The sequence below is a fragment of the Clostridium massiliamazoniense genome (assembly GCF_001403635.1).
GTDB lineage: Bacteria > Bacillota > Clostridia > Clostridiales > Clostridiaceae > Sarcina > Sarcina massiliamazoniense.
This window is the reverse complement of the sequence record NZ_LN879467.1, coordinates 352391-366369: the sequence shown is the minus strand read 5'-3', so window position 1 is coordinate 366369 and position 13979 is coordinate 352391. Positions and strand designations below refer to the sequence as shown.

The following is a 13979-nucleotide window of genomic DNA, read 5'->3' as shown; positions in this document are numbered from 1 at the left end:
ATTAAGTCTACGTTTATATTATAGGAATTTTATATTTTGCTTGTAAATATTAACATATAAATATATACTTTAATAGATTGTTTAAATGTTTCAATTGGGAAGGGGATAAAATTAAATGTTTAGCACAAATGTAGACTTATTAAAGGGGAAAATATTAAAATCTCTTATTATATTTGCAATTCCAATTTTCATATCTAGTTTGTTTCAGCAATTATACAATACAGTAGATATAATGATTGTAGGAAATTATTTAGGAGATAAATCTTTAGCAGCCATAGGAGCATGTGCAGCTGTATATGAAATGTTAGTTGGATTTGCTTTAGGTGTTGGAAATGGTCTTAGTATTGTTACATCAAGGGGATACGGATCAGATGATGAGGGATTAGTAAAAAAATCTGTAGCAGGATCATTAGTTATTGGATTAGGAATAACAATTGGAATAATGGGGATTTCAGCTTTATTTTTATATCCATTATTAGAAATTGTAAATACTCCAGCTAATATTATAGAGGAATCATATTCTTATGTTTTTATAGTATCTATGTTTGTTGGAGTTATGTTTTTATATAATTTATGTTCAGGATTTCTAAGAGCTATAGGAAATAGTGTTATGCCTTTAGTGTTTCTTATAATATCATCTATTATTAATATTGGATTAGATATATTGTTTATAACTCAATTTAATATGGGAATTAAGGGAGCAGCCTTTGCAACAGTTATATCACAAGGTATTTCAGGAGTTTTATGTATTATTTATATTATTATGAAGTGTCCTATTTTAATTCCTAAAAAAGAACATTTTACTTTAGATAAGGAATTGTATAAGGATTTATTGGGACAAGGATTATCAATGGGAGTTATGCTTTTAATTGTTTCTACAGGGACAGTAATATTACAGACAAGTATTAATGGTTTTGGCCATTTAATTATAGCTGGACACACAGCAGCACGTAAAATAGGAAGCTTTGCAATGATACCAATAGGAGCAATATCCATGAGTCTTTCAACCTTTGTTTCACAAAATAAAGGGGCAAATCAAGGTGAGAGAATAAGAAAAGCTGTATTTTTTGCAAATGGAATGTCAGTGGTGTGGAGCATTGTTATTACTATAATATTAGTATTTAGTTCTTCTATGTTAATGAAGCTATTATCAGGATCTAGTGAAAGAGAACTTATTTACAATGGAAGTAGATATTTAATATTCAATGCACCTTTTTATGCTGTTCTTGGTATACTATTAAATTTAAGAAATGCACTTCAAGGAATGGGAGAAAAGTTATTGCCTCTTGTTTCTAGTGTCATTGAGTTCTTTGGCAAGATAGTTTTTGTAATAATGTTTATTCCAGCTCTTAAATACTTTGGAGTCATTATTTGTGAACCTATTATTTGGGTATTTATGTGCATTCAGCTTGCTTATTCATTTTATAAAAATCCATATATTAAAGAGATAAAAATTAAAAAAGGTGATTTACTTACATTAGATTAAAAAATATTAATATTTAAATTTTAAAAAGTGACGAAGTTTATTTGTCACTTTTTTTCATGTTTATTTATAGTAGAAAAAATATATTTGGGGAAAATCAGAAATAAGTAGAAAGAGATTAAACTATTAAAAATAAAAAGTTATTAACATATGTTAATGAATTATATTAAAAATATAAGTACAATAGGTATAGAAATAAGGAGTGAGACCATGAAGGAATTTATAAATATAGTTAAAAATAAATTTGATGAAGATATAAATGATAATATATTAAATAATATATTAAATAATATAAAAGCTTTAGGAAAAGAGAAAGTTTTTAAAAAGGGAGAATTAATTCTTAGAATTGGTGATCCTATGAGAAAGACATATTTTATACTTAAAGGAATTGCACGTAGTTATTATTTAGATATGCAAGGGAATGATGTAACTAAAACTTTTACTAAAGAATATGATTTTTGTATTGGAGAAAGTCTTTTTACAAATAGTAGAAGTGAAGAGGGATTTGAAGCTTTAGAAGATATAGTTGCATTAGAATTTGATGCAAGAGAGTTAAAAGAGTATTTTTTTAGTGAAAAAGTACTTATTGATATATACATAAAAAAACTTGAGGAAACTCTTATTTATAAAATGAATAGAGAAAATGCATTCCAAATAAAAAGTGCAACTGAGCGTTATTTAGAATTTAAAAGAAATCATCCAGATATAGAAGAACGAGTGAACCAAGCTTATATAGCTTCTTATTTAGGAATATCTCCAGTATCACTTAGCAGAATAAGGAGGGCTATTAGAGATGAGTATTAGGAATGATATTATGAGTTATAGGGAACAAAAGGAATGGAAAGAACTACAAGAAATTTTATCAAAAAAATTTCATTTTACAAATGATTATAAACCAACAGAAGAATGGTGGGATTGGAAAGGGCATAAAGTACATTTAGATTGTTTTAGAAATAAAAATGCAAAAGCCAAGGTGATTTTATTACATGGTGTTGGTACAAATGGAAGACAATTATCAATGATTATAGGAGGACCATTAGCAAAGGCAGGCTTTGAAACAATTGCTATTGATATGCCAACTTACGGAATGACTAAAGTTAAAAAGGGAGCTTTAGTGACTTATGATGATTGGGTAGATTTAGCTAGTGATTATATTAATTATGAATTAGGATTAGATAAAAGACCCATTGTTTTATATGGTTTAAGTGCAGGTGGTATGGAAACCTATCATGTTGCATGCAAAAATAAAAAGGTAAAAGGCATAGTTGGAATGACTTTTCTAGATCAGAATTCTCAACAAGTTCGTAATGAAACTACAAATAATAAATTTATGAGTGCTGTGGGTGTTCCAATGACAAAGCTATGTTCTAACATAGGATTAAGTAGATTTAAACTTAAAATGAGTGTTGCTTCTAAAATGAGTGCTTTATGTAATGATCCAGAGGCTATGAAAATATTTATGAGAGATAAAACATCAGCTGGTAATAGTGCTACAATGAAGTTTTTAGAATCCTATTGCTATCCTAAGGTTTATATGGAGCCTGAAGACTTTGATGTATGTCCAATACTTTTAACACAACCAGATAAGGATCGTTGGACACCACTACATTTAAGCACACCATTTCTAAACAGAATAAAAAAGGTAGATGTGAAAATAACAAAACTTAAAAATGGTGGACATTATCCTGTAGAACAACCTGCTTTAGATCAAATGTATGAAGCAATTGTTGAGTTCATTAATAAAGTTATAGAAAATTAACAAGAAACAACTAGGAGAAACCTAGTTGTTTTTTTATATTAATGAATAGTATTAAGTTAGGAAGAGAAACTAATAGAAAGTATAATTATTATTCAGTAAACAAGTTATATATTTTTAAAATCAAAGAAAGGATTTGGCGTTATGAAAAAAACAGAATTTTTACATATATTTGATGATGCAATTAAAAATGAGGATATAAGGTACATAGAAGTTGAGGTTAAAAATCCACAAAGTTCTGAATTTACATCTTTCGGTAGAAATATGTTCACAGAAGAATATAATTATTACAATAATAATTACGATGAAAATATGCAACTTAATTCTTCAAAGGAAGACAAGGTAAAGAATATAAGACTCTTAAAGGATTTAGCTGAGCTATAGAACTAAAGTTTTAAGTACTTTGTAAGTTATCTAAGGACTAGTGTTTCTTTATTTCTAGGTTAGAGAGGAATAGGGTATTATAGACACTAGTTATTAGGTGAAATTTCAGAGAATTAACTAAAAAGAAAAATCTTATGTTAAAATAGATATAAAATTTGCTTTTTTATAAGGAAACTAGACTCGCATTGCTCGCTGAGTAAGTTCCTATAACTAAATCAAGATTTAGATAGTTACTTATGTAAAGAACGGTTTAGTTATAGATACTTACAATAAGACAAGTTGTATAAAATTATTAAGAGTTTTTTATTAGTTAACATAGGAGGAATTTATATGGAAAAATATCAAACTATTCATTTAGTAAAAGGAGAAGATTTAAATCATCATGGAACGTTATTTGCAGCTCGTGCAGCATCATGGTTTGTAGAAACAGCATTTATTGCAGCAGCATCTGAATATAAAAGTCCATCTAATATTGTTTGTCGTAATTTACATGGAATGTCATTCAAAAAAACTGTTAAGAATGGTTCACTTATAAAGCTTACAAGTAGAGTTGCATATTGTGGCAAAACAAGCCTGATGGTTTATGTATCAGTTGAGGATTCCATGACAGGAGATATAGTAATAGATGGTTTCTTAACTTTTGTAACAGTAAATGAAGAAACAGGAAAGAAAATAGAACATAATATTTCTTTAGACGAGCCTAAAGATGAGGAAGAAAAAGAAATAAGAGAAAAAGCAATTTTATTACGTAAAACTCTAGTTAATAATTAAGTCGTAGTTGTCTAGAAGCATGAGGCTGTTTGTCTCCTGCTTATAGAAGATAGGAGTATTACAGTCTCTAGCTATCAGATAAAATATTTTCTAAATTATTATTAAATTTGTTATTTATTTGTGATCCTTAAAAAATTGTTAATATTAGTGTTAATATTGATAAAGTAAAACTATAAAATAAAGATAATTTTAATATTGGCATTTTAACATTTGATTTTAATAAAAAAGATATATAAATACTTGTAAAAAAAGCATAAATAAAACTAAATAATAAACCAAGGTTTTTAAGTGTAAAAAAGTAAATAAAAAATAAAATTATAATATTAACTATTAATGCTGTTTGAGCTTTAAATAAATAATAGCTAATATAAGAAATACTTTTTAATATTATAAAGTAAATTAAAAACATAAATAAGAAAAATATTATTAATGCTATTATAATATTTTTCTTATTTATAATATTTATATTTTTGAATGAGGTAAATTTAAGATTATAGCACAATAAATATATATTTAAAATAATATATATAATAGGCATATAGATTCTATAATATCGTTTCATAAATGTCTCCTAATCTTCATAAAATAATTATATTATAACTGTTTTGTTTAAAAGTTACAAAAATTACATTAGGTATTAGTAATAGATATAGAGATTAATTATAAATAAACTTGAATTTTAAAGTTTAACCTACTTTTTTGTTTAGAATAGATAGTGTAGAATAAACCTTATTAAAATCTACTAGCTTTGTTTTTTGTAATCGTTACATTTATTAAATGTCAAGGGATTTGTATTAACTATGGACAAAGTGGACAAGGAGGAGCTAGGGGGTATTATAAAATATTATAGGATGTTTAATAATTTTTATATATCTAAATAGAGGATATATATTAGATCTTTTTCTAAATCAATATACTAAAATAGAAGGGGGCTGTACAGATAAAATAACTGATCCTAAAAGTAGATATACTGGTTAAGTTGTAACTGATTATAGGAATGAAAGAACTATCACTATATCAGCGCCAATAAAAACCTATAAATTTGGCGATAGAATAACAGTAATACATGCAGTTTTTTCAAAAAGAATAATGGAGCATTTTTTAACTTTTTAGTATGATTAAAACTTAAAGGTAATGATATTACTATTGATAGAAATATTAAGTTCAAAAGCTATACAAATAGAGAATGGAATTGCAATAGTGATAACTGAATTAGGAAAAGTATTTATTGATAGTTTTGAAGGATTAGAAGGATTATTTGAAATTGCAGTAAATTACCCTAGGTGATTTAATAGAAACAGAGACAGAACTTTTATGTGCATTTGGCATGTTGTTAATTTAGTTGAAAGGGTATCTAAAGAAAATTTTAGATGCCTTTTTGTATACTTTATGCAATAAATATGTGTTATTCTAATTAGTATAGAATAAAAGGAGGGAAAATAATGGGAGCAGCAAGAGGGCCTCAAACTCCAAGATGTAATTGCAATATACAAGAAGCTATAGATAAATATGAGTCAAAATATAATGAAATAATTAATAGTAATTTAAGTGATAAAAAATTGGATATAGAGTTAACTTATTATGCAGAATCACTTAATAGGTTTATAGGAAGGGGAATGTATAGAGAGGATATTAAAAATCTTACTTCAGGAAAATTTTCAGTTAAAGTTGTAACAACTGCAAATAGAGATTTTTATAGTTTAGTAGTAAAAGAAAGAAAGGAAAATGAAAATATTGGTATAACGCAAGAGCAAATTATAAAATTACAAAAATTTGTGGAATATTTAGAACAAGAAGACACAATTATTAGATTAAAAAAAAGTGAAAGAAAACAAGGATGTGGTGCATTAATTTTTACACTTATAATTGGATATATTTTAGCTTTTGTTCTTTATAAAAACCATCCAATTCTAAAAATAATAGTTATATTGTTCGCAGTAATATTATTGATTTTAGAAGTTATAGGAATTTTAGATATCACAGTATTTTTAAAAAATAATAAAAAATAAATTTATTAAATTTTATAAGTTTTAGTATTGATAACAATAATGTTAATACTATTTTAATTTTATTATTCAAAATGCAGATTTAAAAGATACAAATCAAATGCAAATGGTAAATTATAAGTGAGTGGTGAAGGAAAAGCAAATTACTATAATATAAAATAAGGGGATTCTATCCAATACATAAAGATGGGTGATTATACAAATTATTTAAACTTTACACAATTCTATTGATATGCTCAAATTTTAATAAGATTAGTCTTCGTATGTTAATACCACCTTTTTTAGGAGGAATGAAAGTGTATAACAAAATTTATATTACTTTTCGTCAGCTTATTTATATTGCAAGTTTTTTATTAGCTAATATTGCATTTTTAATAATTCCATCATCATATGCATTTGATAATGATTTATCTTTTATTGATAAAATAATTATCTTTAATATTTATATGATACCAACAATATTATTTTTCTTCTGTTTAAGAGAAATAAAAAAAATAAAGAGAAATATCATTAAAAGGAAAATTAATATTAATATATTAAGGGAGGAGTACTTTACTAGTATATTAGTTATTTATAGTATAATTATAGGAATGTATTTATTTAAAAAACAATTTTTTTATATTTCAATACCTATAATGATAATAGCAAGTGAGGTATTCTTTATTGGAATTTTTAACTTTTCTTATTCATACAATAATTTACGTTATTTATGGAAGCATAAAGAGGTAAAAATAATAGGTGAAAATGAATTAAAAAGATATAATAAATGGGAAGGTTTTATAAGTTCTTTAATAACAACAATTTTATATTTTACTTTTATATTGGTACCTTTAAGTGCACCGCTAATATATTTTAATATTTTGAATTTTAATATAATTACAAGTATGCTATTTATAATAGCGTGTAGTATATTTTTTATTTCACAAGAGCCATTTCAACAAATTTTAGATTGTAAATTTAATTCATTTATTAAATGTCAAGGAACTTGTATTAATTATGGACAAAGTGGAAGGGGAACTGGAGGATATCATACTATTAAAATTCTAGAAGGTAATAATAAAGAAATAACTTTTAATTCTAAAAATCGTATTTTTAAAAATGGAGAAAAAGTAATACTTGTAATTGGTGTTCACTCTAATCAAGTAATTGGCTTTCATAAAGTGTTATAAGGGACTGTCTCAAAGTGGAATAAAATTCCTACTTAGAGACAATCCCTTTTTCTTTAAACAGCATGATATCATTTAAAATTCTCTATCTCTTGTTTGGATATGGAAAATAGTTCTATTATGAGACAGCCCCTTTTTTATTTATTAGAAAATAATTAATAAATAATAGTAATAAAAAAAGTTAATAAAGACGTAGTATAATTAAAAGTACAAATAAAAATATTGAAAAATGCTAAAACAACTGCAATTAGTGAATATCTTATTGTTTTAAGTTTTGACTCTATATTTCTTTTCTATATTTATAATTTATAAAATATTCAGTTTTTATTCTATGGATCACTTTAAATATATTTAGAAATATTTTATTTTTTACGATGAATAAATTTAGATAATAATAAGATAAATAAATTTAGACTATATAAAATTATAATATATATAGATGACTTTGTAGCTAATAATTTAAAATCAATAAGAACATTATTTCTATAGGATTCAAATGCTAGTGCCTTAAAAAGTAAAGGTATACTCCCTGGAATTGACATGTCTAATAGTACATCCTCTACAAAATATCTTTGTTGTGATAAAAACAACATAGTGATTCCGAATAATAAGTAAAAAGCTGTAACATCCCAAATAGTACTTGTAAAAAGAAAAACAAGTATTAAAATAGCTATAGACGTAATAAGAAATTGTTTCTCCATAAATTCTGTTATTCTTAATATGTCATAAACACTAAAACTAATAAATAAAATGAGTGAATAAGGTATAAGTATTTTAAATCTGTTTTTTACTGATATTTTTTTCATTTATTTCTCTCCATTATATAAGATTTAAATTTTTCATATATAATAGTAATTATTAACAATAGAAAAAGCTATATATTGAATGTAAACAATATATGACTTTTTATCGAAATATTATTCCTTAAATTAGTACTTACAAAAAGTTTATAAATATATATCAGATAAGTAATAGCATTTTAAAGAACTAATAGTAGTTGTAGTAATAAATTAATTATATATATAAAATAAACCACCCGTTAAACGGGTGATTCTGATTAGAAAATAATTAATATAAAAAAATAATTATACTCATTTTTTCATAAATTAATTTAGATACTTCCTAATATTGCCATACTATTTTCTTATTTTGGAATATATAAACAGAAAAAATTTTAAATTTTAGTTAATGACGATATCTAAAATTTAATTTTATCTTGTAAACCAATAACCTGTAATGGTCCTTCGAATGTTAACTTAGTTAAAGTTGTAGCCATAAAAGTAGGACTATACTTCATACCATTTTCTAACCAAGAACTTATAACACCTATATGTGCAGAAATAACATAACTAATAAAAATATCTTTAGGTATTATTAAGTCTTCAGTTGAATTTACAATAGTTGAAAGTAAATTTCCATATATTTTTTCTTGAACAATTTCAAATATACTATGTCGAAATTCTTTTGGTCCCCTATCACTTAACATAACCCTAAAGAAATTATGATTTTTAGCTATATATTCAAAAAGGTTAATAAATGAAATTTGAGGATTATCTTTACTTGTCTGATCAGTTTTTACTTGCTCAATTAAGTCTTCTAAAGTTTCATTTATAATTTTTGAAATAAAATCATACTTATCTTCGTAATGTAAATAAAAGGTTCCTCGAGTGAGCTCAGCTCTATCTGTAATATTTTGAATACTAATCATATCTAAATCTTTTTCTTCTAGAAGATCGATAAATGCATCTCTTAAATATTTAGTAGTTCTTTTTACACGTGGATCAATTTTTTTTCTTTTAGACATATCATTTCTCCATATCTATAATTTATTTTTTTTAAACAATATTTATTAAAATGTCTTTTAAGAGACATTTAGTGTTTTTTTATACATTGACCTAAGTTTACAACTTGATATAATTATTATATACAAAGTGTATATTAATTGACAAGATGTCTAAAATATATAATTGAAAATGAAAGGAAGATTTTTATGAATAAAGCAAATAAATTTATAGATGTACATCATCACATTATTCCAGAACAATACCGTTCAACTCTTGAATACTTTGGAGTAGGTGAATCAGGTGGAATGCCTATTAAAAAATGGACCCCTGAAACAAGTTTAGATATGATGGATCGTTTAGGAATAGAAGTTGCAATTGGATCTATTTCTGAACCAGGTGTAATTCCTATTTTAAATCCAGAAGTAGCAAAAAAACTTGCACGTGATATAAATGAATTCCAAGCAGATATGATTTCAAAATACCCTAAAAGATTCGGTGGTTTTGCATTTTTACCATTACCACATGTAAATAATGCCATAGAAGAATTAAAATATGCATTAGATGAACTTAAATTAGATGGGGTAGGGCTACTTTCTAATTATAATGAACATTTTTTAGGTGATCCTATTTTTGATGATTTAATGGATGAATTAAATAAAAGAAATGCAGTTGTATTTATTCACCCTAGTGCTCCACCAGCATCAAATCCACGTCCTAAATTTTTAACAGCTGATTTTATGGCTGAATTTACATTTAATACAACTCGTGCAGCAGCAAATCTTGTTCTAAGTGGAACAATTGAGCGTTGTCCAAATATTAAATTTATTCTTGCACATGCAGGAGGAACACTTCCATATTTAAAATGGAGAATTGGACAATCTTATAGAGCTGGGAAGGTCTGGATGAAAGATTCATTAGTAGCAGAGAGATGGAGTACTTTAAAAAAAGAGCCTGAAGAATATATGAGTAATTTTTATTTTGAAACAGCTATTTCTACTCAACCAGCAACCTTTGAAGCTTTGAAAGATACAACAAGTTCATCTCATATTTTATTTGGAAGTGATGCACATTATGCACCAGAAGATTGGTCCAAAGAAATGACAGAAAGAATTTCAAATTATCAAAAATTTGATGATAAGTTAATTGAGGATATTTTATATAATAATGCCTTAGAACTTTTCCCACGTTTTAAGAAATAAGAAATTTATGTTTATTAAATACAGTGATGGATAATTAAGATTTGTAGAAATAAAATATAAAGATTAAAAGTTAACAGTATTGATACTATTAGTGTTGGTACTGTTAATTTTTTTATAAAAACTTGTAATATAAATCTAAAGCTAAATCTTTAGATATAACAAGACCAAGTCTATCAAGGTCATTTAAGTTATTCATAAGATTAAATTCATATAGTGGCTTGTCTTCTATTTCTGATAAAATTACAGAGTTAGTATCTATTATATATTTAGCTCTTTCAATTACTTGTTAAATTATATCTTTTGTTAATATATTAGTATTAATTTTAGAGCGTTTATTATTAAGGAGAGCAGGTGAATAAATCGTTGGCAGATAATTTAGTGACATTTTCTAATCCAACTTTATCTTCAAATTTTTTGATTGATTTAATATTTTTATTTTTTTGTTCTGTTTCATATTTTTGTATTTTATCAGTATCTGACATTTCAAATTTGCTATAATTACAGCCAATAAGGTCTATAGAACTAAGGGGAATAGTCACTATTAAAAAATTTTTTCATAATGAAATAATCTCCTTTGAAATACAATATAGTTAAATTCAAACTACTTATAGTTAATTAATTGATAGCATAGATAAATTAATAGGAATAATTTTAAAACAATACAGAATTTAGTTTCTGTATTTTTTTACATATATAGTTAAGAACTAAAAATATACAGTTTATTAAAAAAAAGGTTTTAAAATAATAATATTATTATACTACTATTAAATTAAATAACAATATTGGGTGGAAGGTGATGTAAATTGTATGGAGATAAAAAATATTTTTACTAAAACCTTTATTGGTTCAATAGTATTTCACTTATTATATTTTTCAGATGTGTTTTTTACAGAAAATTATTTAGCAATGATAGGAGTTTTTATTCCAATAACTTTAGGAATTTTGATGATGATATGTATATTTTATTTATTAAAATATACAAAATATAAAATAGTATTATGCAAATATATATTTCTTGGGGAGGATATATTATTTTTTATATTGTTGGTTTTTTCATTTTTATATGTATGATACTATATTTGGAATAAAAAAATTTAAATATAATATAAATATCAAAACTTAAAACTTTAGAATTAATTTATAGAAAATAAATCTATTATTTATATTTTTTTATGAATTAAAATTAAATTTTATATTATAAATAAAAGGTAGAACAGAAATCTAACAATATAGAACAAAAAGCAGAATAGAAATCCGAAAAATATTATTACTCTTTAATTGGAGAAACTAAGGAGAAGCAAATTGATTATATTAATTCTATTGAGGAACTTAAAGAAAAACAATCAGTACAAACATCTTTTTCTGCAGTTGTTTATAAGGTAAATGAATTAGAGTAAAAATATCTAGAAGATTTTGAGAATATAAGTGCAAGTTTAAAAAAGTTCTTGATGGAACTAAGTAAAGTTAAAGAAATAGAATTTTTATTATGAGGTATAAAATATCATAATTCAGCAGTATTAACATCAATAAGGATGTTAATACTGTTTTTTATATTTCAAGAAGCAAAGCAGTATTTAATTGATATAGAAGATAGTAATATTCGTTGAAGAGAAGGTAAACAATAAAAAAGTTAAAACTAAAGTATTGCAGTTTTTTATAAGTTATACATTATATATGGCTTGATTTGTAAATATGTAAAACTTACATCAATGCAACACTAGTGTGATTTTTCAAAATTGTTACTTTTCTAGTTAAATATTGAGCTTATGATTATAATAACTTCTATATTGTAAATTTATAACCATGTAGTGTTCGATTCGTAGTTTGGATAATTTACTTGAGGTAGTTTATATTTATCATCTGGATATCCAATAGCACAGGCATCAATAGCGTATTCGCCACATTGAATTCCTAATAACTCACAAAATTCTTTATTATTCCCCAATTTTAAATGTACAAAAATTGATACTAGCTTGAAGCCAATTTTAAGTGAAGTTGCTTTCAACCACATATTATACATGCAATAACTTAAACTTATTGACTGTTCAGTTTCATAAGTGAAAGGAAATCCTTTTCCCTTACGTTCTGCTGCAATTATTAAGTAAGGTGCATTACCAAATAAATCTGTAACATCACCTGATTCAAGTTTTTTCATAACAGAAGATGCCATGGCATTCTTTTCCTTCATTTCGCCAAAGTGCTTTAGAGATACAACCTTAATTATACTTTCAATCTTTGTCATTGCATTAGAGTCAGTAGGAATTATAATTATTTTTCGAAAATCTCTCTTTCCCTTAGCGGGAACAGAAGCAAAGGGAGCAATTAATCCAGCTTGAATTATTTGTTCAATATCCTTTTTATCTGGTGGAATGGTACTAAACAATCTTACTGAACGACGAGCTTTTAGAATGTCTTCTAGAGCATCACTTTGAGTTTTACTAATATTTTCAAACATAATTTCATCCTCCTTATTATAAATCTATAAGACATACTTATAAGTTTATATATCAGTTTATATCATTAATTTCTATTTACTGTCTTTACATGATACTAGAACAAAAACACATTAGAATTTTTATTATATCCATTTTATAGATGGGTAAGGAACAGCTCTGCCTTCTTTAGTTACAGGTGTTGTAGGGAAACCAATTGCACAAGCATCAAATCCATATTCTCCTGTTGGTACTCCTAAAATATCGCAAAAATCTTTATTATTACTTAATCTTCCTATTACACTAACAAGTTCAACACCTAATTCTAAAGCAGTTGCTTTAAGCCACATATTCTGCATCACATGAGATAATGCCTTTTGTTCTATGGCTGGTATTCCACGACGTTCTCCTATAATAATAAGATAAGGGGCTGTACCTACACCAAGAACTCCTTTTTCAACTTGCATCTTTAAGGAGGTGATAAAGGATTGTAAAGTGCTGTTATTCTCTACCTCTTTCTCGCAGGCTGATATTTGAGTTTTAATAACATCAACAAGAATAGTTTTTATTTTATCCATTTGTAAACTGTTATTTGAAATAACAAAGAAATGTCGGAAATCTGTTTGCTTTGCTACTGCAAGTATTGGATAAGGTGCAAGTCTCCCAGCCTCAATTATTTCTTCAATTAGTTCTTTTGAAGGCACTTCTTTTGTAAAACTTCTTACGGATCTTCGACTTCTTAATAGCATGTCCAAAACTTCATTAACATTGTTTTTATCTAAATTATTCATTTTTATCCTCCATTAATCAATTTATTTACCAAAATTATTAAATTTACATCAATTATATGTTTTCCAGAACATGTGAAAAAGTGTATTTTTAATGAACATATTGTTGATTAATAATCTATATGTATATTATAATATTTATATTGCTTTATACAATAAACAATAATATTTAAATTGTTAAATAATAAACATTTACTAGAAATATGTTAA

General features: G+C 25.2%; 14 protein-coding genes. 9 read left to right on the top strand and 5 right to left on the bottom strand.

Annotation, left to right across the window (positions count from 1 at the left end; translation table 11 throughout):
- Nucleotides 1-115 precede the first annotated feature (115 nt).
- From ARA19_RS05655 to ARA19_RS05620, 8 genes are all read left to right on the top strand, one after another.
- On the top strand, nt 116-1486 hold the full coding sequence (locus tag ARA19_RS05655) for an MATE family efflux transporter (protein WP_055069996.1): 1371 nt from the start codon (nt 116-118) through the stop codon (nt 1484-1486).
- Nucleotides 1487-1693: 207 nt separating this feature from the next.
- Entirely contained in the window at nt 1694-2287 is a 594-nt protein-coding gene (locus ARA19_RS05650) for a Crp/Fnr family transcriptional regulator (protein WP_055069995.1), read from the top strand.
- A complete protein-coding gene (locus ARA19_RS05645; RefSeq protein ID WP_242862399.1) occupies nt 2277-3242 on the top strand; it encodes an alpha/beta hydrolase in 966 nt (321 codons plus the stop codon). Before ARA19_RS05650 ends, ARA19_RS05645 begins: the two co-directional genes overlap by 11 nt.
- Nucleotides 3243-3383: 141 nt before the next feature.
- A complete protein-coding gene (locus ARA19_RS05640) occupies nt 3384-3623 on the top strand; it encodes a hypothetical protein (RefSeq protein WP_055069994.1) in 240 nt (79 codons plus the stop codon).
- Between the two features lie 330 nt (nt 3624-3953).
- On the top strand, nt 3954-4394 hold the full coding sequence (locus ARA19_RS05635) for an acyl-CoA thioesterase (RefSeq protein WP_055069993.1): 441 nt from the start codon (nt 3954-3956) through the stop codon (nt 4392-4394).
- A 1146-nt stretch (nt 4395-5540) separates the two neighbouring features.
- Nucleotides 5541-5681 (top strand): hypothetical protein, encoded by a 141-nt coding sequence (locus ARA19_RS17515; RefSeq protein ID WP_157452232.1) that lies wholly within the window; start codon nt 5541-5543, stop codon nt 5679-5681.
- Between the two features lie 155 nt (nt 5682-5836).
- On the top strand, nt 5837-6403 hold the full coding sequence (locus ARA19_RS05625) for a hypothetical protein (protein WP_055069991.1): 567 nt from the start codon (nt 5837-5839) through the stop codon (nt 6401-6403).
- A 293-nt stretch (nt 6404-6696) separates the two neighbouring features.
- A complete protein-coding gene (locus ARA19_RS05620; protein ID WP_055069990.1) occupies nt 6697-7569 on the top strand; it encodes a hypothetical protein in 873 nt (290 codons plus the stop codon).
- A 359-nt stretch (nt 7570-7928) separates the two neighbouring features.
- On the opposite strand, the gene ARA19_RS05615 is transcribed toward ARA19_RS05620, so the two are convergent.
- Entirely contained in the window at nt 7929-8372 is a 444-nt protein-coding gene (locus ARA19_RS05615) for a hypothetical protein (protein WP_055069989.1), read from the bottom strand.
- A 392-nt stretch (nt 8373-8764) separates the two neighbouring features.
- The gene (locus tag ARA19_RS05610) at nt 8765-9370 is read right to left on the bottom strand and encodes a TetR-like C-terminal domain-containing protein (RefSeq protein WP_055069988.1); all 606 of its coding nucleotides are present in this window, start codon (nt 9368-9370) and stop codon (nt 8765-8767) included.
- A gap of 186 nt (nt 9371-9556) precedes the next feature.
- Here ARA19_RS05610 and ARA19_RS05605 point away from each other — a divergent pair, with 186 nt between their 5' ends.
- Complete coding sequence (locus tag ARA19_RS05605) at nt 9557-10549, top strand: amidohydrolase family protein (protein WP_055069987.1); 993 nt, start codon at nt 9557-9559, stop codon at nt 10547-10549.
- A gap of 338 nt (nt 10550-10887) precedes the next feature.
- Here the strand turns inward: ARA19_RS05605 and ARA19_RS17870 are convergent, their stop codons facing one another.
- The 3 genes from ARA19_RS17870 to ARA19_RS05585 all read right to left on the bottom strand — a co-directional run bounded on the left by ARA19_RS17870 (nt 10888) and on the right by ARA19_RS05585 (nt 13772).
- Entirely contained in the window at nt 10888-11031 is a 144-nt protein-coding gene (locus tag ARA19_RS17870) for a hypothetical protein (RefSeq protein WP_157452231.1), read from the bottom strand.
- 1313 nt (nt 11032-12344) lie between these two features.
- Entirely contained in the window at nt 12345-13004 is a 660-nt protein-coding gene (locus ARA19_RS05590; RefSeq protein ID WP_055069984.1) for a nitroreductase family protein, read from the bottom strand.
- Between the two features lie 123 nt (nt 13005-13127).
- Complete coding sequence (locus tag ARA19_RS05585) at nt 13128-13772, bottom strand: nitroreductase family protein (protein ID WP_055069983.1); 645 nt, start codon at nt 13770-13772, stop codon at nt 13128-13130.
- Nucleotides 13773-13979 lie beyond the last annotated feature (207 nt).